24 protein-coding genes are annotated in these 24,276 nt (G+C 66.4%); 10 read left to right on the top strand and 14 right to left on the bottom strand.

Annotated features, from left to right (window positions below):
• Window positions 1–330: 330 nt before the first annotated feature.
• Window positions 331–657 (top strand): hypothetical protein, encoded by a 327-nt coding sequence (locus KHN96_RS05110; protein WP_062738198.1) that lies wholly within the window; start codon window positions 331–333, stop codon window positions 655–657.
• A 45-nt stretch (window positions 658–702) separates the two neighbouring features.
• On the opposite strand, the gene KHN96_RS22920 is transcribed toward KHN96_RS05110, so the two are convergent.
• Window positions 703–984 (bottom strand): LysR substrate-binding domain-containing protein, encoded by a 282-nt coding sequence (locus KHN96_RS22920; RefSeq protein ID WP_258558494.1) that lies wholly within the window; start codon window positions 982–984, stop codon window positions 703–705.
• Complete coding sequence (locus tag KHN96_RS22915) at window positions 981–1,238, bottom strand: type 2 periplasmic-binding domain-containing protein (protein ID WP_258558495.1); 258 nt, start codon at window positions 1,236–1,238, stop codon at window positions 981–983. The genes KHN96_RS22920 and KHN96_RS22915 overlap by 4 nt, the downstream gene beginning before the upstream one ends.
• Between KHN96_RS22915 and KHN96_RS05100 the strand changes: the two genes are divergently transcribed.
• Both KHN96_RS05100 and KHN96_RS05095 read left to right on the top strand, forming a co-directional pair.
• Window positions 1,227–1,403 (top strand): hypothetical protein, encoded by a 177-nt coding sequence (locus KHN96_RS05100; RefSeq protein ID WP_181817449.1) that lies wholly within the window; start codon window positions 1,227–1,229, stop codon window positions 1,401–1,403. The genes KHN96_RS22915 and KHN96_RS05100 overlap by 12 nt on opposite strands.
• Window positions 1,404–1,740: 337 nt before the next feature.
• On the top strand, window positions 1,741–2,031 hold the full coding sequence (locus tag KHN96_RS05095; RefSeq protein ID WP_147283374.1) for a hypothetical protein: 291 nt from the start codon (window positions 1,741–1,743) through the stop codon (window positions 2,029–2,031).
• A 228-nt stretch (window positions 2,032–2,259) separates the two neighbouring features.
• Here KHN96_RS05095 and KHN96_RS05090 read toward each other — a convergent pair whose 3' ends face one another.
• Window positions 2,260–3,819 carry a methyl-accepting chemotaxis protein gene (locus KHN96_RS05090; protein ID WP_062738196.1) on the bottom strand — a complete coding sequence of 520 codons (1,560 nt, stop codon included), beginning with the start codon at window positions 3,817–3,819 and terminating at the stop codon, window positions 2,260–2,262.
• Window positions 3,820–4,239: 420 nt separating this feature from the next.
• On the opposite strand from KHN96_RS05090, the gene fdxA reads away from it, so the two are divergent.
• Both fdxA and KHN96_RS05080 read left to right on the top strand, forming a co-directional pair.
• Window positions 4,240–4,590, top strand: a complete 351-nt coding sequence (gene fdxA / locus KHN96_RS05085) for a ferredoxin FdxA (RefSeq protein WP_045218331.1) — start codon at window positions 4,240–4,242, stop codon at window positions 4,588–4,590.
• Between the two features lie 20 nt (window positions 4,591–4,610).
• The gene (locus tag KHN96_RS05080) at window positions 4,611–5,435 is read left to right on the top strand and encodes a crotonase/enoyl-CoA hydratase family protein (protein ID WP_062738195.1); all 825 of its coding nucleotides are present in this window, start codon (window positions 4,611–4,613) and stop codon (window positions 5,433–5,435) included.
• Window positions 5,436–5,450: 15 nt separating this feature from the next.
• On the opposite strand, the gene KHN96_RS05075 is transcribed toward KHN96_RS05080, so the two are convergent.
• Window positions 5,451–5,984, bottom strand: a complete 534-nt coding sequence (locus KHN96_RS05075; protein WP_045220254.1) for an Mpo1 family 2-hydroxy fatty acid dioxygenase — start codon at window positions 5,982–5,984, stop codon at window positions 5,451–5,453.
• A gap of 148 nt (window positions 5,985–6,132) precedes the next feature.
• Between KHN96_RS05075 and KHN96_RS05070 the strand changes: the two genes are divergently transcribed.
• Both KHN96_RS05070 and fusA read left to right on the top strand, forming a co-directional pair.
• Window positions 6,133–6,870, top strand: coding sequence for a Crp/Fnr family transcriptional regulator (locus tag KHN96_RS05070; protein WP_062738270.1), 738 nt, complete (start codon window positions 6,133–6,135; stop codon window positions 6,868–6,870).
• Window positions 6,871–6,994: 124 nt separating this feature from the next.
• Window positions 6,995–9,097 (top strand): elongation factor G, encoded by a 2,103-nt coding sequence (fusA, locus tag KHN96_RS05065; protein WP_045218337.1) that lies wholly within the window; start codon window positions 6,995–6,997, stop codon window positions 9,095–9,097.
• Window positions 9,098–9,176: 79 nt separating this feature from the next.
• Here the strand turns inward: fusA and KHN96_RS05060 are convergent, their stop codons facing one another.
• The 5 genes from KHN96_RS05060 to imuA form a co-directional block, all read right to left on the bottom strand.
• Window positions 9,177–10,325 (bottom strand): SLC13 family permease, encoded by a 1,149-nt coding sequence (locus KHN96_RS05060; RefSeq protein WP_062738194.1) that lies wholly within the window; start codon window positions 10,323–10,325, stop codon window positions 9,177–9,179.
• 142 nt (window positions 10,326–10,467) lie between these two features.
• Window positions 10,468–11,007 (bottom strand): helix-turn-helix domain-containing protein, encoded by a 540-nt coding sequence (locus KHN96_RS05055; protein ID WP_045218341.1) that lies wholly within the window; start codon window positions 11,005–11,007, stop codon window positions 10,468–10,470.
• A 541-nt stretch (window positions 11,008–11,548) separates the two neighbouring features.
• Window positions 11,549–14,779 (bottom strand): error-prone DNA polymerase, encoded by a 3,231-nt coding sequence (locus KHN96_RS05050; protein ID WP_062738193.1) that lies wholly within the window; start codon window positions 14,777–14,779, stop codon window positions 11,549–11,551.
• Window positions 14,780–14,786: 7 nt separating this feature from the next.
• Complete coding sequence (locus tag KHN96_RS05045; RefSeq protein WP_062738192.1) at window positions 14,787–16,364, bottom strand: Y-family DNA polymerase; 1,578 nt, start codon at window positions 16,362–16,364, stop codon at window positions 14,787–14,789.
• A complete protein-coding gene (gene imuA / locus KHN96_RS05040; RefSeq protein WP_045218346.1) occupies window positions 16,297–17,193 on the bottom strand; it encodes a translesion DNA synthesis-associated protein ImuA in 897 nt (298 codons plus the stop codon). Before imuA ends, KHN96_RS05045 begins: the two co-directional genes overlap by 68 nt.
• A gap of 432 nt (window positions 17,194–17,625) precedes the next feature.
• Here imuA and KHN96_RS05035 point away from each other — a divergent pair, with 432 nt between their 5' ends.
• The gene (locus KHN96_RS05035) at window positions 17,626–18,408 is read left to right on the top strand and encodes a substrate-binding domain-containing protein (RefSeq protein WP_062738268.1); all 783 of its coding nucleotides are present in this window, start codon (window positions 17,626–17,628) and stop codon (window positions 18,406–18,408) included.
• A 32-nt stretch (window positions 18,409–18,440) separates the two neighbouring features.
• Here the strand turns inward: KHN96_RS05035 and KHN96_RS05030 are convergent, their stop codons facing one another.
• Together KHN96_RS05030 and KHN96_RS05025 are read right to left on the bottom strand one after the other, a co-directional pair.
• Complete coding sequence (locus tag KHN96_RS05030; protein ID WP_062738269.1) at window positions 18,441–19,358, bottom strand: LysR family transcriptional regulator; 918 nt, start codon at window positions 19,356–19,358, stop codon at window positions 18,441–18,443.
• A 98-nt stretch (window positions 19,359–19,456) separates the two neighbouring features.
• Window positions 19,457–20,029, bottom strand: coding sequence for a DUF4337 domain-containing protein (locus KHN96_RS05025; protein WP_062738190.1), 573 nt, complete (start codon window positions 20,027–20,029; stop codon window positions 19,457–19,459).
• A gap of 203 nt (window positions 20,030–20,232) precedes the next feature.
• On the opposite strand from KHN96_RS05025, the gene KHN96_RS05020 reads away from it, so the two are divergent.
• Window positions 20,233–20,757: a cupin domain-containing protein gene (locus KHN96_RS05020; protein ID WP_045218348.1), complete on the top strand. Its 525-nt coding sequence runs from the start codon at window positions 20,233–20,235 to the stop codon at window positions 20,755–20,757.
• Here the strand turns inward: KHN96_RS05020 and KHN96_RS22910 are convergent, their stop codons facing one another.
• Window positions 20,758–20,880 (bottom strand): hypothetical protein, encoded by a 123-nt coding sequence (locus KHN96_RS22910; protein ID WP_257983859.1) that lies wholly within the window; start codon window positions 20,878–20,880, stop codon window positions 20,758–20,760. It lies immediately after the preceding gene.
• 234 nt (window positions 20,881–21,114) lie between these two features.
• Here KHN96_RS22910 and KHN96_RS05015 point away from each other — a divergent pair, with 234 nt between their 5' ends.
• On the top strand, window positions 21,115–21,993 hold the full coding sequence (locus KHN96_RS05015) for a 2-hydroxy-3-oxopropionate reductase (protein ID WP_062738189.1): 879 nt from the start codon (window positions 21,115–21,117) through the stop codon (window positions 21,991–21,993).
• Window positions 21,994–22,060: 67 nt separating this feature from the next.
• Here KHN96_RS05015 and KHN96_RS05010 read toward each other — a convergent pair whose 3' ends face one another.
• Together KHN96_RS05010 and KHN96_RS05005 are read right to left on the bottom strand one after the other, a co-directional pair.
• On the bottom strand, window positions 22,061–23,158 hold the full coding sequence (locus tag KHN96_RS05010; RefSeq protein ID WP_045218352.1) for a porin: 1,098 nt from the start codon (window positions 23,156–23,158) through the stop codon (window positions 22,061–22,063).
• Window positions 23,159–23,314: 156 nt separating this feature from the next.
• Window positions 23,315–24,271, bottom strand: coding sequence for a PDR/VanB family oxidoreductase (locus KHN96_RS05005; protein WP_062738188.1), 957 nt, complete (start codon window positions 24,269–24,271; stop codon window positions 23,315–23,317).
• Window positions 24,272–24,276 lie beyond the last annotated feature (5 nt).

The raw sequence follows: 24,276 nt of genomic DNA, 5'->3' as shown, positions 1-24,276 counted from the left end.
CCGTCGCGCACACCGATAAGAAACCCCGCCACGCGGGGTTTTTTTTCGTCTGCACACACGGGCGCACTTGCGCGCTTGCGCATGCGGCGCGCCTCTGCACATGCGAACACCATCACGCCGCGATGCACGGATGGGAGTAGAGTGGGACAGCGACCCGGCGCGCCCGGCCATGCCTGCGTCGCACGACAGCATGTTCGCGCGACACGGGTGATCCGCCGGCTTCGGCGGCCCCTCGCGGGTTCGGGCCCCTCGCCGCCCTCCTTGCCAGTTCCACATATCAACGCCCGCCACTGATGCGCCGGCTCGCGATGTCAGCCATGGAGATCCGTGATGCTCGACCTTGTCGCCTTCACCAAACCCGTGCTCGATGAAATTACCGGGCAGGACGTGCAGACCTGGAACACCAGCCCCGGTGTGCTGGCGGCAAACTGGCAGGTGCCTGAACTCGGCAGCCGCATCTGGCGTGTGAGAACACTCACGATCGCATTCACGCACGATGTCATGAACCGGCTGACGTGCGCCGATCGGCAGGATCTCTGCCAGCTCCAGCGCATGCTCGATCGTGTTCTGCGGACGCAGCTCGGCCTGCTTGCCCAGACCGACCACGGAGACCGGACGCTCGTGATCACCGTCGATCAGTTGGGGGTGGATTCATAACGGATTCGCGGCGAAAGCCGTCGACCGGGGACAGAGCACGCGCGTTCATTGCATGGCGCGCAGCCCGTTGCCCGGGCCCGCTCGTGGGTGAATCATCCGGGGAATGTCCGCAGCCAGCGCATCGATCGCGCAACGCGTCTTCAGCGGAAGATAGGGCGTCCTGGGCCATACCGCGTGGACGTCCATCGGCCGCACGCCGCAGCGCTCCCTCACGGTTACGAGCTGGCCCGTGTCCACATAGTGCGTGAGCAGCCAGCACGGCAACTGCACGAGCCCCAGGCCGGCGACGCCGGCACCCGCGATCGCCTGGACATCATCGAGGCTCAACTGCCGTTTGACCGGCAGCTCGCGCTCGACGCCGTCCGCGTCCCGCACGCGCCACGGTGACACCACACCGTCGCGCGAATACGCAATGCCACGTGCTGCGCAAAATCATCGAACGCGACGGGCGTACCGTGCCGTGCCAGGTATGACGGCGCGGCGCCGATGCTCAGATCCTGAACGCCGAGGCGTCGTGCCACGAGCGTCGTGCTGCCGGGCAGTTCACCGATGCGCACGGCGAGATCGATGTGTTCTTCCACCAGGTCCACCGTCCGGTCAGGCACGGTTTTGGCCTGGTGATGCTGTACGGCGCCATCGGTGCTGCCGCGCTGGCACTGCCCAGCGCCGTGGTGTTCGGCCCTGGCACCGGTACACGTTGCAGCGAATCCGGGCTCGACGAAGGCCTACGTCCGCCGACGCTGTAGCCGTGAACGCGGATTCACGCACCTCGGCGCGCCGGAATGGGAATACGCGTCCCCGTTGCTGCCGGCCTCTGGGCGACAGGGGGTGGGCAACCGGAACGGGTCGGAGTCGCCATCGCGTTTCCATTGGACAATCGCTACGGGTGCGCTGAAACCCTGCAGGTGGACGGTGGCGGACGTTTTACCTGAAGGCACGGAAGACTTGAAAAACGCCCTCCCCCTCCCCATCTACCGCCGCAGTGTGTATTGACGCGGGGCCGGCCGCCCCCGCAGCCGCCCTCCAGCGGCGCGCACGCAGCCGGCCCGGTTCCGGTCTCACATTGAGCCTGCCGGTATGACGGTGACAAACAACCTGCCTTTATGGAGTTGCGCCACCTTCCTCTTCCTCGGCATGGGGTGGCTTTTCTATCGCGCCACGGCGGACACCCTCCGCCAGATTCGCACTCGCGCGGTGACATGGCGGCAAAGCACGCCTTTTGCCGTGTCGATGGCTGTGGCCGGCGCGGCATGCCTGTCGTTCCTGGCGTGGGCAGTGACGGGCGGCCAAACGGGCGCCGGCGTGAGAGCGCTGCTCCTGGCTGCTGCCGCGCTGTTGCTGGCGTCCCTGGTGTGCCCGTTGCGCGAGCCGTGACGTGGCTTCGTTGGGTACAGCGCCCTGCTCTGCCGAGAGACCGTCAAGCCGGGCACCGTGTCGCGCCGTCCAGTTCAGCGCGGAGTGGGCCCAGATGTCGGACTGGATCGAGGCACGGTGGTAGGACCACGGCGCTCGCAGCGCGCGCCGACATGAGCCGCGTGCGCCAGCGCCCAAGAAGACCGATCCAGCCATGCAGGAACGGTGCCCAGACCGCGCTGTGAGAGTTCAGCCCTGCCCAGCCCCCAACCTGAAGACGCTCACAGCACGCCGGAGGTTGCCAGACTGTTCCTGCATCGCCTGTGCGGCTGCAGCGGACTCCTCGACCAGCGCAGCATTCTGCTGTGTCACCTGATCGATCTGGCTGATGGCCTGGCTCACTTGCGCCAGGTTTCTGCTTTGCTCGTCGGACGCCGCCGCGATCTCGGCAATGATGCTCGATACCCCTTCGATCGCGGTGCTGACGCGAGTCATCGCTGCGTTCACGCCAGCGGCCTGCTCTGCGCTGAGCTGAACCTTGCCCGTCGATGCCTCGATCAACGCCTTGACCTCCTTCGCGGCGCCAGATGCCCGCTGCGCGAGCGACCGGACTTCGCCGGCCACCACTGCAAACCCCCTGCCCTGTTCGCCTGCGCGCGCCGCCTCCACGGCTGCGTTGAGTGCGAGGATGTTCGTCTGGAATGCAATGCCCTCCATCATTCCGGTGATCTCGGCAATCTTCTTTGAGGCCGCGTTCACCTCTTCGACCGTCTTCACCATCGCGGCCACTTCGGCGCGCCCGGTTTCCGTCATGCCTCTTGCGCTGGCCGCGAGCGACGTCGCTTCACGCGCGTTGTCGGCATTCCGCTTGACGGCTTCGGTGAGTTCCGTCGTGCTGGCGGCGGTCTCTTCGATCGAAGCCGCCTGTTCCTCAGTGCGCGTGGACAGATCCATATTGCCCGCCGCAATCTGGCCAGCCGCCCCTGCAACCGACTCGCTGGCCACGCGGATACTCCCGACCGTGCCGACCAGCTGTGCCGTCATGTCTGCCAAGGCCTGGAGCAGCCTGCCGGTTTCATCCGTCGACTTGGCTGCGACCACAGTCGAGAGATCGCCTTCTGCCACCCGGCTGGCGATGCCCACCGCCGCATGCAACGGCCGCGTGATGCTGAGCGTCAGGAAATACGCAAAGGCGATGCCCATCGTCAGGATCAACCCTTCCAGCACCATCAGCAGGGTCCGGCTCCTTGCCGAGTCAGCGTCGATCTTCTTCGCGGCATCGTCGATGGTGCGCCGCTGCACCTCGACAAGCTGGCGCATGGTGTCTTGATACGCGTTGGCGCCCGGCACGAAGACCTGGTCGAGAATGCGCTGCGCCTCTTCGGCGTCGCCCCCGGCCTTGGCCTTGTTGATCGAATCACGGGCGCTCAGGTAGACCTTTCGCAGTTCACCGATCCGGGCAAAGAGCCTTTTCTCTTCGTCGCTGGACAGCAGGGCTTCCACCTTCTTCTGGTACTCCCCCGAGCTCTTTGACGAGGCAGCCACCTCCGCCGCGAAATATGGTCCCAATGCGGGGTCGGAGCTCTTTGCAATGGCGATGGTGCGACGGATTCCGGCGGCCAGATTGGCATACCAGTCGCCCATCAGGCGTTCCTTGAGCAGCGGCTCATTCATCATCTCGCGCGTTGCCGTGGAGGCACTGTCGAGACGCCAGATCGCGATGGCCGTGATGACGATGGAGAATGCAAGGACGACGGCAAAGCCCAGGGCGAGGCGCTTGCCGATTCTCATGTTGCTGATGAATTGCATGTCTTCCGTTCCATTTGGCCACACCTGGCCGGTGGGGGTGTACGTCTTGGGGCGATGCTTCGTCGAGCTATTCCAGTCCGGAAGGTCGGTTTGTCGCGGCAGCACAAACCACGCGATGCCCAGAAAAAAAAAGCGAGGACGGCAAACAAGCGCGCACTGCCCTGATGTGCGCCCAAAAACCATCGTCTGGAGCGGGTTTTTGTTCTTCTCGTTTATCGAGCGAAAGCGGAGGAAACACACCCCACTTGCGGGGGGGGTACGAGCGCTTTGGGCTTCTCTCTTTCAAAGGGGCGGTCGAGCGCCGCGCGTTCGTCGTTCTCGCGTGCGGGGCGCGGGATCGGCGCGGAGGCACGGTCGCGATGTCGCGATGCTGCATAATTTTGGGCCGCTCTCGAACCGGTCTTACACACCCCCGCTGTCATGCCTTACGTCGTCACCGAATCCTGCATCCAGTGCAAGTACACCGATTGCGTGGCCGTCTGCCCGATGGACTGCTTTCACGCCGGCCCCAACTTTCTGGTGATCGACCCGGACGAGTGCATCGACTGCTCGATCTGCGCGCCGGAATGCCCCGTCGGCGCCATCTATCCGCAGGCCGAGGTGCCGGCCGACCAGCAGGCGTTCATCGCATTGAATGCCGAACTGTCGCAACGCGCCGATTGGCCGCGCCTGACGAAGGTGCAGGCCCCCTTGCCCGGCCACGCCCATTGGGCGCAGATCAAGGACAAGCGCGACGCGCTCGTCATCGACCCCGAACATGTTCAACGCTGATCCTGCACGAGAACCACTTCATGACTGAACGCATCCTGCTCACCATCGAGGCCGGCGTGGCGGAAGTCCGCCTGAATCGGCCGGAGAAGATGAACGCCATCGATCCGGCCATGTTCGAGGCGCTGGTCGCCACGGGGCAGCGCCTGCTGAACGCGCGGGACGTGCGCGCCGTGGTGCTGTCCGGCGAAGGGCGTGCATTTTGCGCAGGCCTCGACATGGGCAGCATGGCGAGCCTCGGCAGCGGCGACGCCGGTGTCAGCAGCGATGGCCGCCTCGCCAGACGCACACACGGCGCGGCCAATCTGCCGCAGTACGCCTGCACCGTGTGGCGCGACCTGCCGGTGCCCGTGCTGGCCGCGGTCCATGGTGTCGCGTATGGAGGCGGGCTGCAGATCGCGCTGGGTGCCGACGTGCGCTACGTGGCGGCCGACACGCGGCTGTCCATCATGGAGATCAAATGGGGCCTGGTGCCCGACATGGGCGGCATGGCACTCACGCGCGGCCTGGTACGGCCCGACCGCCTGCGCGAGCTGATCTACAGCGGCCGCATCGTCAACGGCGAAGAAGCATGCGCGCTGGGCCTGGCGACGCACGTCGTGGACGATCCGCGTGCTGCTGCGCTGGCGGCCGCACGGGAGATTGCGCAGAAGAGCCCCGACGCCATCCGCGCTGCCAAGCGCCTCATGCGCGTGGCCGAAGACGGCGACACGGCTGCCATCCTGTTGGCGGAATCGGCGGAACAGGATCGGCTGATCGGGAGCGCGAACCAGCGCGAAGCCGTGCGAGCGGGCATGGAGCAGCGCGCACCGGTCTTCCAGCCGGCCGCGGTGCCCGAAGGCCAATAAACGGGGCTGACGCGCTCAGGCGGCGGCGTGCTTGCCGCCCAACGCCGCCCGCATCGCACGCGAGCGGCTGACCACCTCGTCGCGCAACGGCGCACGCCAACCCATCGCAAACGCCGTCTCGGCCACCAGGAACAGCGGGCCGATCACCAGGCCGGCCAGGTCGTCGACGAATGCCGGCTTGCGCCCCTCGTAGTAGTGGCCGACAAACTGGATGATCCAGCCGATCACGAACAGGCCGATACCCACCGACAGCCACGCCGCTGTCGAATGCGCCGCCACGTGGCCGCCCACCCAGACACACGCGCCGATCAGCACGAACATGACCACGCCAAACGCCGCATCCAGGCGCAGATAGAACACCGTCACGAGCGCCAGCAGGATGAGCGCCGGCGTCACGGCCACGCCCGCCCATTCGGCAAAAGCCGGGCGCGAGAGCAACACCGCCACCGCGAGCACGATCGCCGGAATGCCAACGAAGTGGGTGGCGATATTGCGGCTGTCCTGGTGATACGCCGCGTAGTTGGAAAGATGGTCGGACAGGCTGCGCATGATGGTCTCCGTTTTGTGCGTTTGCAGCATGGACGCTGCAATTGCGCCCTCGTTATGATCGTTTCATCTTAGTCAGCGGAGGCGGCGGCACTCTGTCACGTAGCCGACAAATCCGCGTTCCTGAAACGCCCCTCTAATGCTGGCCCGCATGGACCGCTCCGCCGCGCCCTGCCCCCCCTCCACCCCGGATGCCGCCTCGTACCGTGAACGCCTGCAGGCGAGCAGCTGGTTTGGCGGACTCGGCGCGCCGGCACAGGACGCGCTGCTGCGTGTGGCGACCGTGCGGCGCCTGGCCGCCGGCACCCCGCTCTTCCGGCGCGGCGACCCGCCCGACGGCCTGTACTGCGTGGTGGAAGGCACCATCCACATCGGCGCGACAAGCCCGGATGGCCGCGAAGCGCTGCTGGCGGTGCTGGAACCCGTCAACTGGTTTGGCGAGATCGGCGTGTTCGACCGCCAGCCGCGCACGCACGACGCCCGGGCCGACGCCAACACGACGTTGCTCCACATGCCGCAGGGCCCGCTGACGGCGCTGCTGGACAGCATGCCTGCGCTGCTGCAGGCATTCGCGCTACTGCTGACCCACAAGCTGCGCCTGACCTTCACCGTGCTCGAGGAGACCGCCCTGCTCCCGGCACCCGTCCGCGTGGCCCGCCGCCTGCTGCTGATGGCCGAGGGCTACGGCGACCTGCGCCTGGGCACACGCCGCGTGCTGCATGTGCCACAGGAGCAACTGGCGCAACTGCTGGCGCTGTCACGCCAGACGGTCAACCAGGTCCTGAAGGATTTCCAGGCGCGGGGCCTCATCCACGTCGCCTATGGCGGCATCGAACTGCTCGATCCGGCCGGCCTGCGCGCGCTGTCCTACGAATGGGCGAGGGGCTGAAATTTCGCCCAATGCCCCTACATGCGGTGGGATAGGACCCCTCCTATAATGTGTTCCCACTCGCACATCGCCGTTCTGCATGGTGCGGAATCGGCGATGCGAGCCTTTCTCGAAGAGAACCATCATGCCCCGCCAGACCCCCATCGAGCGCTATCGCAACATCGGCATCTCGGCGCACATCGACGCCGGCAAAACCACCACCACCGAGCGCATCCTGTTCTACACGGGGGTCAACCACAAGATAGGCGAGGTGCATGACGGCGCCGCCACCATGGACTGGATGGAGCAGGAGCAGGAGCGCGGCATCACAATCACGTCGGCGGCCACGCACTGCATGTGGCGCGGCATGGCCGGCAACTACCCCGAACACCGCATCAACATCATCGACACCCCGGGCCACGTCGACTTCACCATCGAGGTGGAGCGTTCCATGCGCGTGCTCGACGGCGCCTGCATGGTCTACGACTCAGTGGGCGGGGTGCAGCCGCAGTCCGAAACCGTCTGGCGCCAGGCCAACAAGTACAAGGTGCCGCGCATCGCGTTCGTCAACAAGATGGACCGCATCGGTGCAGATTTCTTCCGCGTCGAGCGGCAGATGCGCGAGCGCCTGAAAGGCAACCCCGTGCCCATCCAGATTCCCGTGGGGGCGGAAGACGGTTTCCGCGGCGTGGTCGACCTCGTGAAGATGAAGGAGATCCTGTGGGACGACGCCTCGCAGGGGGTGAAGTTCGAGTACACCGACATCGACCCGGCGCTGCTGCCCGTTGCGCAGGAATGGCGCGAAAAAATGGTCGAGGCCGCCGCCGAGGCCGATGAAGAGCTGCTGAACAAATACCTGGGCGGCGAAGAGCTCACCGAAGAAGAGATCAAGCGTGCGCTGCGCAAGCGCACCATCGCCGGCGAAATCCAGCCGATGCTGTGCGGCTCCGCGTTCAAGAACAAGGGCGTGCAGGCCATGCTCGACGCGGTGGTCGACTACCTGCCCTCGCCGGTGGACATTCCCGCCATCAAGGGCCACGGCGAGAAGGATGAAGAGCTTGAGCGCCATGCCAGCGACAACGAGCCGTTCTCCGCGCTGGCCTTCAAGATCATGACCGACCCGTTCGTCGGCCAGTTGGCGTTCTTCCGCGTCTATTCGGGCAAGATCAACTCGGGGGACACGGTCTACAACTCCGTCAAGCAGAAGAAGGAGCGCCTCGGTCGCATCCTGCAGATGCACGCCAACCAGCGCGAAGAGATCAAGGAAGTGCTGGCCGGCGACATCGCCGCCGCCGTCGGCCTGAAGGACGTGACCACCGGAGAAACCCTCTGCGATCCCGAGCACATCATCGTGCTCGAACGCATGGAATTCCCCGAGCCCGTCATCAGCCAGGCCGTGGAGCCCAAGACCAAGGGCGACCAGGAAAAGATGAGCCTGGCGCTGAACCGCCTGGCGCAGGAAGACCCGTCGTTCCGCGTGAAGACCGATGAGGAATCCGGCCAGACCATCATCTCGGGCATGGGCGAGCTGCACCTCGAAATCCTGGTCGACCGCATGAAGCGCGAGTTTGGCGTGGAGGCTACCGTCGGCAAGCCGCAGGTGGCGTACCGCGAGACCATCACCAAGACGGCGGAGGACGTCGAAGGCAAGTTCGTCAAGCAGTCGGGCGGGCGCGGCCAGTACGGCCACGCGGTCATCACGCTGGAGCCGAACCCGGGCAAGGGCTACGAGTTCGTCGACGAGATCAAGGGCGGCGTGATTCCGCGCGAGTTCATCCCGGCCGTGGACAAGGGCATTCGCGACACGCTCAACACTGGCGTGCTGGCCGGCTACCCGGTGGTGGACGTGAAGGTGCGCCTGACCTTCGGCTCGTACCACGACGTCGATTCGAACGAAAACGCGTTCCGCATGGCCGGCTCCATGGCGTTCAAGGAAGCGATGCGCAAGGCGGGCCCCGTGCTGCTGGAGCCGATGATGGCCGTGGAAGTGGAAACGCCCGAAGACTACATGGGCAACGTCATCGGCGATCTGTCGTCGCGTCGCGGCATGGTGCAGGGCACGGAAGACATTCCGGGCGGCGGCGGCAAGGTCGTCCACGCCGAGGTGCCGCTGGCGGAGATGTTCGGCTACTCGACGAACCTGCGCTCGCTCTCGCAAGGCCGCGCGACCTACACGATGGAGTTCAAGCACTACGCCGAGGCGCCGCGCAATGTGTCCGAAGCGGTGATGGCGGCCAAGAAGGTGTAACACCTCACGTCTGCGCCATCCGAAAAGAAACGGCCACCTTCGGGTGGCCGTTTTCCTTGCGCGCTTTCATTGCGGCGTGTCAGCGCACCCAGGTGAGCCACGCGTACACCGCGCCGGCCGCCACCGCCAGGAACGGCATCGAATACGCGTGGAACAACCACCACGCGCGCCGCTCGCCTAGCATGCGCAGGGCAATCAGGTTTGCCAGCGACCCGATCAGCGTGCCGAAGCCGCCCACGCTCACGGCAAACGCGATGATCGGCCAGTCGTGCGAATACTCGGCCAGCAGGATCGCCGCCGGCACGTTGCTGATGAGTTGCGACACGCCGATGCCGGCCCAGTACAGGTGCATCGGGTTGCCGAGTGCCAGCGCATCGAGGCCCTGCCGCACCACGCCGAGTTGCGCCACCAGCCGCAGGTCGATGAACATCAGCACGAACACCAGGAGCAGCCCCCAGTCCACGCGGGCCAGCACATAGCGCGCGCCGAGCAGATACAGCACCACGAGCCCGGCCAGCGCCACAACCGGGTAGCCGAGATCGGTCAAGACCAGAAACGGCACGTACAGCACGAGTGCGGGCAGCAGCAGGCGCCTGTGCACATCGACGTCGCCGGCCCCGGCGTGCAGACGGATCGTGTGCGGGGCAAACGCCAGCCACGTGGCCGCGAGCAGCAGCACCGTAAGCAACGCCACCATGGGCGCCATTTGCCAGACGAAGGCGCCAAATGACAAGCCCGACTGGTGCCACAGGAACAGGTTCTGCGGATTGCCGATCGGCGTGAGGGCCGAGCCGGCGTTGACGGCCAGCGCCTCGAAAATCACCAGCCGCGTCACCGGCAGCGTCGCCACTTGCCGCAACCCGACGGTGAGCGGCACGATCACGAACAACGCCACGTCGTTGGTCAGCACCGTCGACAGCACGGCGGATGCGCCGACCAGACTGAGCGCCAGCACCCGCTCGCTGCTGGCCACATCGACGAGGCGCCGGCCGAGCAGTTGCAGCATGCCGCTGGCTTCCACGGCCTTGGTCAGGATGAGCAGCCCGCCCAGGGCGGCGATGGTGTGCCAGTCGACCAGCGCCGGATACTCGACGATGCGGCGCGGCGCGGCGAGCGTCAGCACGCCGCAGATGGCCAGCAGCCACCAGAAGAAAACGTCTTGCTTGAGGGTATGCCAGAACGGCGGATGGTGTGACGCGGTAGGCGTGCGGAAGGAATCGCCGTGCATGCAGTGGGAAGAAAACGTTGGCGCAACAGGACACAAGCCGCCGGGCGCGGCTTGCCGCACCGATTCTACGTGCGCTCGCCTAGGGCGCTCAAGCGCACGGGGCCGGCGTACATGCGCGCCGGCCCCGTGCTGGGGAGCGGGCTTACGATTCGCGCGAGCCCGAACCCGATCCCGGACGGTCCGAACTGCCCGACGCCCCGCCGGCACCCGGCCGGTCGGAAGTGGACGTAGTCATGCGCGAGCGGTCTTCCATGCTGCCCGCATGCGGCGCGCCCTGCTGGCCGGCCTGACTGTGCGAGGCACCCGGATGATAGGCCGACTGCGGATGGCGCTCCGGCCCGCGATACTGCCCCGCCAGGCCATGCCCACCGCCGGTGCCGCCCATCGAGCCATGCTCGGAGCGATCCTGGCCGGCATCGCCCGCGCCGCTGCCTTGCAGCGGCTGGGTCGGGTGGCTGGCGATCACGCGTTCGATCTCAGCCACGGCCTCGCGCGGCGCCAGAACGACTTCCAGCCCCAGCGCGCCCGCCACGGCCATCAGCGTCGACAGGCGGGGATCGGCACGGCCGGATTCCGCGCGCAGATACGCTTCGCGGGAGATACCGGCCATCTTGGCGACATCTTCCTGTTTGAGCTTGCGCGACTTGCGCAGACTGTGCAACTGCTTGAAGGGCTGTTCCATCTGTTCGCTCCTGCACCTGAGATGGGAAACACCGCCGGGTTGGACCCCCGAACGATGGGCTGAAAAAAATATGCGGGCCGGGTGGGTCACCTTTGTCCGCGGTCTACAGCATGGCAGCAGCGGCAATGTTGCGTATGCACGCCGTTGCACACGTTTCCGGTGGCAGCCTCCGTGATGTGTTTTCTACAGAGTAGACGTAATTTCGACTGCACCCAACATCGACGCGTGATGAAAGCGCATCTCGCCGCCCGTGCTTATGGTGACAAGGCGCCGGGAGTGTCGGTTCCCCGGAAGATGCTGCGGACTGCGCTTGGCCTGCCGCTTTTGTGACGTTTCCAGCGCAAATCCTTGCACCTACACCGCAATTCGTCGATCCGCGCTTGCCCTATCCGCCAATTGGAGGGGCGGGGCGATAGGTGACCGCCTGCGCCGCCTGCGTCACGGCCGGAGGGCTGCGCGCGTCTTCCGTCACGCAATTGCCGTGCCGGAGGTGACGCTGCGGCCAGTTGGAATGGAGCCCGGCGGCCGACGAGGTGCCGGCTCAGTGGAAATCGCGGCTGGAGGTGGCCAGGCGCCCGAGAAGTGGGGTCAGATCCACCAGATGCTGGGCGACGAGATGCCGGGTCTCGCGCTCGCATTGCCATTTGCCGTACACCCCGAGCAGCTGGGCATGCAGCACTTCGCGGCGCTGCCGCTCGATCAGGTGTGGCCAGAGGATGACGTTGATGGCGCCGGTTTCGTCCTCGATGGAGACGAAGATCGTGCCGTTGGCGGTGCCCGGCCGCTGGCGCACGGTGACGAGGCCGCAGGCGCGCGCGAGCTGCCCGTTGCGGTAACCGGCCAGCGTGGCGGCGGTGGCAAAGCGCATGCGCGTCAACCGCTCGCGCAGCAGGCTCAGGGGATGGCTTTGCAAAGACAAGCCCAGGCTGCCGTAATCGGCCATCACCTCCTCCCCAATGGGCGGCGCGGGCAGCACGAGCGGCGCCTCCACGGGGCGGGCCTGGCGCAGCAGCGCGTGATCGCGGCCGGGCTCTTGCAGCGCGAGCGTCTGCCACAGCGCCTGGCGGCGATGCCCGGCCAGCGGCTTGAGCGCGTTCGCCGCAGCCAGCACGTTCAGGTCGTGGCGATCCAGCGCCGCACGGTGGACCAGATCCTCCACGCTGGTGAATGGGGCCTGGGCGCGCGCGGCTTCGATACGTTCGGCGGCCGGCTTGCGCATGCCGCGGATGCGGTTCAAGCCCAGGCGGATGTCGGGCTGCCCGCTGCCATCGCCACCGGCGCGGGGGTGCAAGGTGCTGTCCCACACGCTGGCCGTGACGTCCACCGGCAGTACGCGCACATGGCTGCGGCGCGCTGCCTGCACCAGTTGCGACGGCGAATAGAACCCCATCGGCTGGCTGTTGAGCAGCGCGGCAAAGAACGCCGCCGGCTCGTGGCACTTCAGATAGCTGCTGAGGTAAGCCAGCTTGGCGAAACCCGCCGCATGGCTTTCAGGAAAGCCGTATTCGGCAAAGCCCTCCATCTGATCGCACAGCGATTTGACGAACGCGCGGTCATAGCCCTTCTCTTCCACCATCACCCTGAGCAGCCGCTCCTGATGTTGCGTGAGATTGCCCTTGCGCTTCCAGGCCGCCATGTCGCGGCGCAGGCGATCGGCCTCATCGGGGGTGAAATCGGCGGCGTCGATGGCGATCTGCATGACCTGTTCCTGGAAGATCGGCACCCCGAGGGTGCGCTTGAGCACCCCCTCCACCTCCTTGCCCGGGTACGTCACGCAGTCGGTCTGCCCGTTGCGCATGGCTTCGCGCCGTTGCAGGTACGGATGCACCATGCCGCCCTGGATCGGCCCCGGGCGCACGATGGCCACCTGGATCACCAGGTCGTAGTACGTCTGCGGGCGCAAGCGCGGCAGCATCGACTGCTGCGCGCGCGACTCGATCTGGAACACGCCGATGGTGTCGGCGCGGCAGATCATCTCGTAGGTTTTTTTGTCCTCATCGCGGATGTTCTGCATGGCGAGCTTGCCCGTTGCGCCATAACGCTCGCGCCTGCCCGGCAGCGCATCGAGCATGTCGAGCGTGCGGCGGATGGCGGTCAGCATGCCGAGCGCCAGCACATCCACCTTCAGCAGGCGCAGCGATTCAAGGTCGTTTTTGTCCCACTGGATGACGCGGCGGTTTTCCATGGCCGCGTTCTCGATCGGCACCAGGCGCGAAAGCTTGCCCTGCGCAATCACGAATCCGCCCACGTGCTGCGACAGGTGCCGCGGAAACCCGTACAGCTGGCTCACAAGCTCGGCCCAGCGCTGCACCAGCGGCGATTCCGGATCCAACCCCTGCTGCCCCGCCCGCTGGGCGAATTCCTTGCGGCTGTCCCACCACGCCTGCCCCTTGGCCACCTGCTCGATGATGCCCAGATCGATGCCGAGCGCCCGGCCCACGTCGCGCAACGCACTGCGCGTGCGGTACGTGATGAGCGCGGCCGCCAGCGCGGTGCGCGTCACGCCGTATTTTTCGTAGATGTACTGGATGACTTCTTCGCGGCGCTGGTGTTCGAAGTCGACGTCGATGTCGGGCGGTTCGTTGCGTGCACGTGAGAGAAAACGCGCAAACAGCGTGTTGCCGCTTTCCGGGTTGACCTCGGTAATGCCCAAGCAGTAGCACACCGCCGAGTTGGCCGCCGAGCCGCGTCCCTGGCAAAGAATGCCCTGGCTGCGGGCAAACTTCACCACGTCATAGACAGTGAGGAAGAACGGCTCGTAGCGCAGCTCCGAAATCAGCCCGAGCTCTTCCTCGATCTGTTCGCGCACCTTGCCCGGAATGCCCTTCGGATAACGCGAGACGGCGCCCGCCTCCACTTCGGCCCGCAGGTATTGCGCCGGCGTCATGCCTTCTGGCACGACCTCGCTGGGGTATTCGTATTCGATTTCGTCGAGGGCGAACGTGCACAGACGCGCCAGCTCCACTGAACGCTGCAACGCCCGCTCGCCGCGTTCGTCCCGATAGAAAAAGCCGAGCTGCATGCGCGTGCGCATGGCTTGCTCGGCGCTGGGAGCGAGCTCAAGCCCGCATTCGGCCAGCGGCTTGGACAGGCGGATGGCGGTCAGCACGTCATGCAGCGGCTTGCGCCGGCGTGTGTGCATCTGCACGCCGCCGGTGGCCACCATGGGCACGTCCGTCTGCTCCGACACCGCAGCCACCGTGCCGCGATGGCGATCGTCGGCGTGGCGCAGCGGCATCTCCAGCGCAAGCGACAGCCGGTCGCCGAACACGCGCTGGCACCACAGCGTCTGGGCCAGCAGGTGCTGCGGGTCGGGGTCGTAGTCAGGCAGCAGGATGGCCAGGCAATGCGGCACGCCGCGCAAGTGGGCCAGGTCGCCCTTCGGTGCGGCCAGGTCGTCGGCATACAGGCGGTATTCGCCTTTGGGCGCGGCCAGCCGGGCCTGCGTAATGACTTCGCACAGGTTGCCGTAGCCTTCGATGTCCTGCGCCAGCAGCACCAGCCGCAGCCAGGGTTCGCCTTGCGCATCACGCACGGTGAACCGGCTGCCGATGATGAGCTTGAACCCGCGCTCCTTGGCTTCCATGTGCGCGCGCACCGTGCCGGCCACGGAGCATTCGTCCGTCAGCGCAAGCGCCTGGTAGCCGAACTCCTGGGCACGCTCCACAAGTTCCTGCGGGTGCGAGGCGCCGGTCAGGAACGTGAAGTTGCTGATGCAATGCAGCTCTGCATAGTCGGGCAGGCCGATGGGAACAGACGAGGAAGCAGCCATGGCACACCTAGCCGAACAGGCCGTGCAGATACCAGCGGGCATCCTCCTCGCCGGCCTGGGCGGCAGAAACACGTTCGCGGTAGAGCCAATACCGCACGCCGCCCTCCCCTTCGGCGATGAAGTAATCGCGCTTGATGAGGGCGTCGTCCCACCAGCCGGATTCAATGCGCTCGGGCATCGATACCAGCCGCAGGGGGCCGCGGTAATACGGATAGTGCTTGCGCGTGAGCAACGGGATCGGCGTCTGCAGCAACCACAGCGGCCGCTCCGGCTGCTGGGCATGCCATTGCGCCAGCGCCTGGCGCGCGGCGGCACGGCTCTGCGCGGTGGTGGCGGCGTTCACCTCGACCCAGTGGTTGGCGCGCTCGGGACGGTGGTCGGCACACGGCTGCGGGTGGCGGACGTTGCCAGCGCCCAACCGCGCGATGAGCGTGTCGATCAGACGGGCGGCGTCTTCAGCGCGCCCGCCCGGCTCGGGAAACAGCGATGCCGTGGGCGCTGCGAGCGGTGTGGCGTCGATCACCGTCAGACGCAGCTCGACCACCGGAGCGATCAGCGTCAGCCGGTGCACGCGCTCGTGCAGAACGCGCGACAGGTGCGCCAGCGTGCGAACCGGCTGTGCCAGCGCGATCTCGATGGGCGTGGAGGCGTCGGCATCCGCGCTGTCCCGGCCGCGCCGGCGTTCGTGTTCCAGCGTCAGGCGATATGTCTTGGCGCCCAGCTGATGCGCCGACAGCCAGCCGACCAGTTGCAGCAACAGTTGCTCAGAAGCCGCCAGCACGCCTTCCGCACTGTCGATGCGGCCCGGCAGTTCCAGCGGCACGTCAAAGCGCAGCGGTGCGGCAAACCACGTGAAACTCTCGTGTCCGGTGCCGTATGCGGCATCGAGCGCGTCGACCAGCCGCGGCCCGCAACGGCGGCGCAGGCCGCTGCGCGGCAAATCGCGCAAATCGGCCAACGTGCGGCAGCCGAGCCCCTCGAGCCAATCAGGCCGCGTCAGGCGCGCCACCGCATCGACCGACAATCGATCCAGCAGTGCAGACATGCGTTCCAGCCGCACCGCCCGCCGCGCCCAGCCCGAACGCATGGCCATGCGGCGACGCCCGCGCACCGACGCGGGACGCGTGCTGGCAAGCCACGCCGCGCCGCGCGCCGTGGGGCCGGTGCCCAGCTGCGGCATCGCGCCCAGCCGGAACGCGCAATACTTCACCGCCCGGCACAACGCCCGATGGCCGCCAAACAGCCGCAAGCTGGCCTCCACCTCCAGCAGCACCGTGGATTCGTCCGCCACATCCAGCGTGACATGCGGAGTGAAAGCCAGCAGCGCCAGCGCCAGCGATTGCAGCAGCCGCGCCTCGGCCGCCGGATCGCGCTCCAGCTGCACCGCGTGCGGCACCAGCGCCTGCGCGCCAGCCCGGCGCAATCCGGGCCGAATGCCCTCGCGCATCGCCAAGCGGTTGGCCGACACCACGCGCTCCTGCTCCAGCACCATCACGGGCAAGGGCAGCGCAGCCGGGTCAGACCACCGGGGCCGAAGTGCGTCGAGCGGCAGACGGGGCAGATGCACCGCGATCCAGAACGGCATGATCGGAGGTGTCCTGATCAGAAGCGTCCGACAAGGCATCGAACGCGGCGGAAGACGATGGAGACGACAGTGCGGCCAGCAACGCGGCCGTGGCCGGATCCATGGTGAACGTTTCGGCAGGCAGCGCAGGCACAGGGCGCACGGAAGCGCGGCCGGCACGCAGCGGATCGGCCAGCGGCAGCAGCAGCGGCGTCTCACGCACCGGCCCGCGCCGCTTGTGAAAATGGACCGCCAGGGCATCGCCGCCCGCAGGTTCCAGCCCCAGCCGCAGCACTGCCGGCGACGACTCGCGCAACGCCTGCACGGGCCGGAATACCCAGATGGCACTCTCGCCCGCCTGGGCCAGCACCTGCAGCCGGCGCAGCGCCCCGGGACGCACCTGGTTCAGCCAGATCAGCACGCCTCCAAACGCCTGGCTGCGCACGATCTGTTCCGTGGCCCACAGCAGGTCGGCAGGCTTGTCGGCACGCACCCAGACGATCTGTTCGGGAGAGAAACCCCACCCCACCAGGCGCACCGCGTTGGGCAGATACGGCGGTCCGACCAGGGCGATGCGGCCTGCCCCGCTGCATAACGTAGACAAGGCCGGGCGCAGCAATCGGCATTCACCGATACCGGGTTGCGGGCACAGCAGCTCTGTCATGCCGCCAAGCGGCCAGCCGCCACCGGGCAGCTCGGCATTGAGCGCGTCATAACCGGTGGCCAGCACGCGACCGCCGCCCCGAGCGAGGCTGCCCGCGCGCCACAGGGCCGGGTGCAGCGTCTCGGGTGCCGGGATGGCCCGGCCATTCGATGCGGGCCGGCGTGGCCCGCACGTCACGGGCCCCATCGCGGGCGGACGTTCTGCCACGGCTTCGGCAAAGGAAAGAGACGGGGAGGACGCAAACATGGCGGACGGCAAGGCGAATCGCTTAAATACTGTATGGATAGGTGGGGTATCCACTTAGCTCCACCAGCCCAGGATAACTGGATGGATATACAGTATTCGTATGCTACACCGTCTCGGTCCGGTTCACTACATCCGCATACGTCACAGGGCCGGTAACGACCGCTTGGATATACAGAAGCACAACTTTTTCCCGCCGCCGACCGATTCCTCCAGGCCACCGCCGCCGCCCCATCGGCGTCTGCCGATTGATAACCCCAGAACATCAATCGTTTCCAAAATTGCACTTATCGTCTGCGGCCTTCCCGGCGAACATTGCCAACGCCCAGCCCTGCCTTGCTGGCTCACCATCGATACGACCCGCACGACGCCACCATGAAACACCTGCTTCTGAAGCTCTGCGCAACCGCGCTCCTCGCCACCTCGGCCGCGACGGCAAACGTGCAGGCCGCCGATCTGCACGTCATGACCTCCGGCGGCTTCACCGCCGCCTACAAGCTGCTGGGGCCGAAGTTTGCCTCCCAGACCGGCAACACGCTGCACACCGAACTCGGCCCATCGATGGGCAAATCGCCCGAAGCCATTCCGAACCGGCTCGCGCGCGGCGAGCCCGCCGACGCCGTCATCATGGTGGGCTACGCGCTTGACGAGCTGATCAAGCAAGGCAAGGTCATCCCGGATTCGCGCGTGGAACTGGCTGACTCGCGCATCGGCATGGTCGTGCGCGAAGGCGCGGCAAAGCCCGACATCAGCTCACCCGAGGCCCTGCGGCAAGCGCTGCTGCACGCCAAGTCGATCGCCTATTCGGACAGCGCCAGCGGCGTCTATATCGAGCGCGAGCTGTTCAGGAAGCTCGGCATTGAAGCGCAGGTCAAAACGAAGGCCAAGATGATTCCGCGCATTCCGGTGGCCTCGGTGGTAGCCAGCGGCGACTACGAAATCGGCTTTCAGCAGGTGAGCGAACTGCTGCCCGTGCAGGGGGTGAGCTTCGTCGGGAAGATTCCGGAGCCGCTGCAGTCCGTCACGCGCTTTGCCGCCGGCATCCCGGTGGGCGCGCAGCATCCGAAGGAAGCCAAGGCGCTGCTCGACTATCTCGCCTCGCCCGCTGTGCAGGCGGAGGTGAAATCGACGGGACTCGATTCCGTGCCCGCGCATTGAGAAGGCCCACCCTCGCCGGCCGGGCGATCTTGCTACGCGTCGCGTCTCGCGGCGGTACTGCGCCGGGCTTCGACGATGGTGCGGCAGAACGCTTGCGCCGCCGGTGTGAGCGGGCGCCCGCGGCGCTTGATGATGCCCACGCGCCGCTGCACGGCCGGCTCGACAAGCGGGACGCTCGTGAGGATGGGATGATCGCGCCCGGGCATGGCCATCGACGGTACCGCGGCAACGCCGAGCCCCGCTTCCACCAACCCGAGCAAAGTGGTGACGTGCCGCGTCTCGCAAACGCTGGACGCATGCGGCACCACCGCAGAAAGTGCCTGGTCGAGCAACAGGCGGTTGCCGGAGGTCTTGTCGACCGACACGTAGTCGTGCTCGTAGAGTTCGCTCCACGTCACGCGCTTCTTGCGCGCGAGAGGATGATCGCGACGGCATGCCGCCACGAAGCGCTCCTGCAGCAGCAGCTTGAACTCGATCCCCGGCTCCTGGCTGCCCATGAAGCTCACGCCAAAGTCGGCCTCGCCGCTGATGACAGCCCCAAGCACCTCATTCGCACTCGCATCCAGCAGCTTCACCCGGATGCGCGGAAACCGGCGGTGATAGTTCGCAATGAGGCTCGGCAGGAAGTAATAGGCCACCGAAGGCACACACGCGATGGTCACGTGGCCCAGGCGGCTCGATGCCACATCGCGGATCCCCAATAGCGCTGCGTCGAGATCGTCGAGCAGCTGTTCAGCGCTGCGGGCGAACACGCGGCCGACGGTGGTGAGCGTCACGCTGCGTGTGGTGCGCTCGAACAGCGGCACGCCGAGCGCGCTCTCAAGCTTGTCGATCCGGCGGCTCAACGCGGGCTGGGAAATGCTGACGGCCTCCGCCGCCTTGCGAAAGCTCCCCAGCTCGACGACCGCGCGAAACGCCTGTAAGTCCGTCAAGTCAAAGTTGATCCCCACGAGCGTGCTCCGCATTTCAGATGCGGAGCATTTTGCAGCATCCAGCGCACGGCCCGGGCCCGGTAGCGCGGTTGCAGACTGCTCGGCTGGCTGAGGCCCTAGATATGCAGGAGCGCCAGCACCGCCAGGACGCCCCCGACCGCGCCCACGCCATACGAAAGCACCTGCATCCAGCGTCGGCGCGACAGCAGTGTGATGGCGGCCAGCGCAATCGACACCTGGATGGCGACCACCGCCTGCGCCCACCGGTGGTGATGGTGCACGGCACGCTCGCTCGCCTCGTCGGCTTCCCTGGCGAGGCGCTCCTGGTCTTCGGCCTGGTGGCGGATGTCTTCCTTCTCGGTGGCATAGCGCTGCGCCTCGCGCCGGGCGGCGGCCTGGTCAGCCCCCGGCAATTGCGCAGTCAGCTCGGCGATGGCCTGCTTCTGCCCCTTGGCCTGGTAGTAAGCCCATCGGTTGGCGGCTTCGGTCTTGTGGATGGCTGCCTCGTTCTTGGCCAGCAGCGCGGCATTCTGCGTGGCGCCGCCCTGGTAGCCGAAGATGGCGCCGGCCGTTGAGAGAATCGCCGTCATGACGGCAATGCGGCCGGCAAAGCTGTCGGCGTGGCCGGTCTCGGCGGCGTGTTCGAGCACGTGATCGTGCGCCCCATGCACATGGAATCCTTCGGACATGTTGGCTCCCCTTTTTTTTCCGTTCTGGCATTGTCATGCGGCCCGTCGGGCGTGCGCGACACAATGCATCGACTCGTGCGCAAAGGCAACGCCCGCGATGCAATTGTCCAACGGATCGGGTGGCCGGGAGCGCCGCGCGGGCCGACCGTCTTCTGCAATACTGCAGTGGCCGTTTTCTGCCTTCAGGACAGCCTCACTTCACCATGCCCCTCACGCCCGCCGCCCAACGCCTCATCGCCCGCCTCGGTCTCGAACCGCACCCGGAAGGTGGCTTCTATCGCGAAACCTATCGCAGTCAGGAGCGCGTCCAGCGAGGCATCCCTGCCGTCGAACGTGCGGCTGCCACCGTCATCCATTACCTGCTGGCCGATGATGCATATTCCGCCTGGCATCGGATCCAGTCGGATGAGGTGTGGTACTTCCATGCGGGTGACTCGCTCAATGTGCATGTGTTGGAAGACGACGGTACGGTGCGCACGCATCGCCTGGGCCATGCGGCCGAGGACGAGGTGGCGGTGTACCACGCGGTGGTGCCGGCGCGCCGCTGGTTTGCCGCCGAGCGGGTACCGGGCGAACACGGCTATGCCCTGGTCAGCTGCACGGTGGCCCCGGGCTTCGAGTTCAGTGAGTTCGAGCTGGCCGATCACGCGACAGGCCATGTGCTGCTGGCAGATCATTCGGCGCATGACGGGTTGATCCGGAGGCTGCTGCCGCGGCCCGTGCGCTGATCAGCACCAGACCACGTTGTCATAGTCGACCGTGCGGCGATAAACGCTCATGCCGCGCCAAGTGCTGTACTCCATGTACGCGCAGCTGAGCACGACGATCCAGTTGGCTGCTGTGGTGGACATCTCTCCCTCCCATCCCGGCCGCGCCGCTCGGGTGCGATCGGCGCATTTCCAGTCTATGAGGCAAGTGCGCGCAGCCATTGCATGAGCACGACCCCTTCTGGGGCGCTATTCACGGCGCGGGCCGGCGGGTGGGCATCGTGCGCCGCTTGATCGTCGGGAACGGGGTGACGCACTATGCTTGCCATGCGTTCGCATCCACATTGACTCGCAGACGTCCTCACTCGGAAACACATCATGGCAACCATCGGATTCATCGGACTGGGCATCATGGGCGCCCACATGGCCCGCAACCTGCTCAAGGGCGACCACACGCTTGTCGTGAGCGGCAGACATTCCGTGCCCGACGACCTGCGCGCACGCGCCACCGTCGTCGAGAGCTCGGCCGCGGTTGCGCAGGCGGCCGACATCGTCATCGCCATGGTGCCGGACACGGCCGACGTGGCGAACGTGCTGTTTGCCGAAGACGGCGTCGCCCAGGGCCTCACGGCCGGCAAGCTCTTCATCGACATGAGTTCCATCTCGCCCATCGAGACGCAGGCCTTTGCCAAGCGCATCGAGGCGCTCGGCGCCGACTACCTCGATGCGCCCGTTTCCGGCGGCGAGGTGGGCGCACGCGACGCCACGCTCACCATCATGGTCGGCGGCAAGGCCGCGGCGTTCGAGCGCGCCAGGCCGCTGTTCGCGCTGATGGGCAAGAACATCACGCATGTGGGCGAATCGGGGGCCGGCCAAACGTGCAAGGTCGCCAACCAGATCATCGTCGCGCTGACGATCGAAGCGGTGGGCGAAGCGCTCGTGTTTGCATCCAAGGCCGGCGCCGATCCGGCACGCGTGCGCGAGGCACTGATGGGCGGCTTTGCCTCGTCGCGCATTCTTGAAGTGCATGGCGAGCGCATGATCAAGCGCACGTTCGACCCGGGCTTTCGCATCGAGCTTCATCAGAAGGACCTCAACCTTGCCCTGGAAGGCGCGCGCAAGCTCGGCATCGCGCTGCCGAACACGGCCAGCGCGCAACAGCTCTTCAGCGTATGCGCAGCGAACGGCGGCAAGGCATGGGACCACTCCGCCATGGTGCGTGCGCTGGAACTGATGGCCAATCACAGCGTCGCCTGATCGCGCGCGCCTGTGCGCCAATGCAATGCGCCGCCGGATAACTTGCCGACGGCGCATGCGGTGCGGATCAGAACGAGTGGTGCACCCCCGTGCTGACGACGAGCTGGTTGCGCCGGCCCGAAACGCCTGCGCCGTTGATGGTCGCGTACTGGGCATCGCCCGATGCGCGCTGGTACGTGCCCTGCAGATACACCTGCGTACGCTTGGAGAACGCGTACACGTTGCCCACGCTGAACTGGTTCCAGCGGGCGCCTTCGTACTTGCTGAAGGTGTAGCCCACGTTGAGCGTGTTGGCCGCGCTGTAGTGCCACGCGGTACCGAGGTCGACGTTCTGGGCGCGGGCGTTGGCGCCGCCGAGCGTGATGCGCGTCTGCGTGTACACCGCGTTGACCTGCAGCGGCAGGCCGCTGAGCTGGTACAGCGCGCCACCGCCGAACGACTTGACCGAGCTCATCGGTGTCATGCCCGGCGCCAGCGTCGTGCCGAGTGTATTCGTGATGCCCAGGCGCCCTGCGATGTCCAGCGCGCGATCGTTGGAGGCCGTGTAAGCCGCCGCCGCGCGGAAGCCGCCGTTGCTGTAGTACGCCCCCAGGCTGTAGCTGCGGCTCCTGGACGCGGAGCCCGGCACCTCGCCAAAGCCGTACATGCCCCCGAGCTGCAGACCGCCAAAGATGGGCGAGACATAGCGCACGGCGTTATCGATCTGGAACTGGTTGGCCAGGTTGTCGAAGTTGCCCGGGTGGAACAGATAGAAGTTGGTCAGCTGGAAGCCGTTGCTCAGGCGCCCGAGGTAATCGAACATGAAGTCTGCCTGATGGCCGAGCTGGATGTTGCCCAGTCGCTCGTTGCTCAGCCCCACCCAGGCGGTGCGGTTGAACAGCTTGCCTGCCACCACGCTGTTGCCGCTGTCGCCCAGGAAGCCCGATTCCAACTGGAAGATGGCCTGCGTGCCGCCACCCAGGTCTTCCGTACCGCGCAAGCCGAAGCGGTCCGGCTGCATCGTGCCCGGATCAAGGCGCATGGCCGACCCGCTGGTGGTGCCGCTCTTCAAGCTGTTGATGTAGGCCACGCCCTCATCGATGCTGCCGTACAGCGTCACGCTGCCCTGCGCGGCTGCCGTGCCGGCCAGGCCCATTGCGGCCATGACAAACAGTGTCTTCCTCATGTTGTTTCCTCCGGTGGCTGGGGTACCGGCCCCACCCGTTGTTGCCGTCTTGGTGGACGAGCTGGTTGTGGTTGTTTCGTATATGAAACGCTGTTTAAGAAAAGACCGTGAGCAAAAAAAAAGAGCGCTCGGCTGGTCAGGCCGGCGCCCCAACGGTTACAGATCAATCACCAGCCGCTTGCCCTTGCAGCCGGAAACGCAAACCATCATCGTCTGGTTCGATTCGCGCTCGCTCTTGGAGAGCACGCTGTCGCGGTGGTCGGGCTCGCCTTCCAGCACGCGCGTCTCGCACGAGCCGCACACGCCCTCCTTGCAGCTGTGCTCCACTTCCACGCCAATCTCCAGCAGCGCATCGAGCAGCGACTTGCCGGCCGGCACGTGCAGCTCGGTGCCCGTGCGGGCGAGCTTGACCGCGTATTCACCTTCTTGCACCGAAGAGACGGACGCGTCAGCCGCAAAGCGTTCGATGTGGACGTTGGTGTAGCCGAGCGCCTCGCACGCAGCTTCAAAGGCGCGCAACATCGGGCCCGGGCCGCAGCAGTAAAAATGCGTGTCGGCCGGGTGGCCTGCCAGCAGCGCCTTCAGGTCAGGCGGGCCGCCGGCATCGGCGTCGAAATGGAAGCGCACCGCATCGCCGTGCGCGGCCAGTTCATCGGCAAACGCGGCCTCGGCGCGCGAGCGCGCGCAGTACAGCATCGAGAACGGCCTGCCGTGCTCGGCCAGGCGCCGCGCCATGCAGACGATCGGCGTGACGCCGATGCCGCCGGCCACCAGCACCGTGCGGGGTGCGCTCTCATCGAGTTCAAAGTGGTTGCGCGGACCGCCGATCTTCAGCGTCGACCCCACGCGCAATTGTTCGTGCACGTAGCGCGAACCGCCACGGCTGTTGCGATCGAGCAGCACGCCGACCACATAGCGGTCGCGCACTTCCGGCGCGCCGCACAGCGAATAGCTGCGCACCAGGCCGTTGCCCAGGTGCAGGTCGATATGCGCACCGGGCGCATATTCCGGCAGCGTCCTGCCATCGACATCGCGCAGCTCCACGCTGACGATGCCCTGGGCTTCGTGGCGCATGGCCTGCACGCGCAACGTAAGGGGAGGATGGGTACTCATGGCAC

The sequence above is a fragment of the Ralstonia mannitolilytica genome, assembly GCF_905397375.1.
Taxonomy (GTDB): domain Bacteria; phylum Pseudomonadota; class Gammaproteobacteria; order Burkholderiales; family Burkholderiaceae; genus Ralstonia; species Ralstonia mannitolilytica.
The sequence above is the reverse complement of the archived record's forward strand: the minus strand, read 5'-3'. Positions and strand labels throughout refer to the sequence as shown.

What these genes read in the sequence shown, in the direction of transcription:
- KHN96_RS05110 (WP_062738198.1), top strand. Translation starts at nt 331, where the DNA reads ATGCTCGACCTTGTCGCCTTCACCAAACCCGTGCTCGATGAAATTACC.
- KHN96_RS05090 (WP_062738196.1), bottom strand. Translation starts at nt 3,819, where the DNA reads ATGCAATTCATCAGCAACATGAGAATCGGCAAGCGCCTCGCCCTGGGC.
- fdxA (WP_045218331.1), top strand. Translation starts at nt 4,240, where the DNA reads ATGCCTTACGTCGTCACCGAATCCTGCATCCAGTGCAAGTACACCGAT.
- KHN96_RS05080 (WP_062738195.1), top strand. Translation starts at nt 4,611, where the DNA reads ATGACTGAACGCATCCTGCTCACCATCGAGGCCGGCGTGGCGGAAGTC.
- KHN96_RS05075 (WP_045220254.1), bottom strand. Translation starts at nt 5,984, where the DNA reads ATGCGCAGCCTGTCCGACCATCTTTCCAACTACGCGGCGTATCACCAG.
- KHN96_RS05070 (WP_062738270.1), top strand. Translation starts at nt 6,133, where the DNA reads ATGGACCGCTCCGCCGCGCCCTGCCCCCCCTCCACCCCGGATGCCGCC.
- fusA (WP_045218337.1), top strand. Translation starts at nt 6,995, where the DNA reads ATGCCCCGCCAGACCCCCATCGAGCGCTATCGCAACATCGGCATCTCG.
- KHN96_RS05060 (WP_062738194.1), bottom strand. Translation starts at nt 10,325, where the DNA reads ATGCACGGCGATTCCTTCCGCACGCCTACCGCGTCACACCATCCGCCG.
- KHN96_RS05055 (WP_045218341.1), bottom strand. Translation starts at nt 11,007, where the DNA reads ATGGAACAGCCCTTCAAGCAGTTGCACAGTCTGCGCAAGTCGCGCAAG.
- KHN96_RS05050 (WP_062738193.1), bottom strand. Translation starts at nt 14,779, where the DNA reads ATGGCTGCTTCCTCGTCTGTTCCCATCGGCCTGCCCGACTATGCAGAG.
- KHN96_RS05045 (WP_062738192.1), bottom strand. Translation starts at nt 16,364, where the DNA reads ATGCCGTTCTGGATCGCGGTGCATCTGCCCCGTCTGCCGCTCGACGCA.
- imuA (WP_045218346.1), bottom strand. Translation starts at nt 17,193, where the DNA reads ATGGGGCCCGTGACGTGCGGGCCACGCCGGCCCGCATCGAATGGCCGG.
- KHN96_RS05035 (WP_062738268.1), top strand. Translation starts at nt 17,626, where the DNA reads ATGAAACACCTGCTTCTGAAGCTCTGCGCAACCGCGCTCCTCGCCACC.
- KHN96_RS05025 (WP_062738190.1), bottom strand. Translation starts at nt 20,029, where the DNA reads ATGTCCGAAGGATTCCATGTGCATGGGGCGCACGATCACGTGCTCGAA.
- KHN96_RS05020 (WP_045218348.1), top strand. Translation starts at nt 20,233, where the DNA reads ATGCCCCTCACGCCCGCCGCCCAACGCCTCATCGCCCGCCTCGGTCTC.
- KHN96_RS22910 (WP_257983859.1), bottom strand. Translation starts at nt 20,880, where the DNA reads ATGTCCACCACAGCAGCCAACTGGATCGTCGTGCTCAGCTGCGCGTAC.
- KHN96_RS05015 (WP_062738189.1), top strand. Translation starts at nt 21,115, where the DNA reads ATGGCAACCATCGGATTCATCGGACTGGGCATCATGGGCGCCCACATG.
- KHN96_RS05010 (WP_045218352.1), bottom strand. Translation starts at nt 23,158, where the DNA reads ATGAGGAAGACACTGTTTGTCATGGCCGCAATGGGCCTGGCCGGCACG.
- KHN96_RS05005 (WP_062738188.1), bottom strand. Translation starts at nt 24,271, where the DNA reads ATGAGTACCCATCCTCCCCTTACGTTGCGCGTGCAGGCCATGCGCCAC.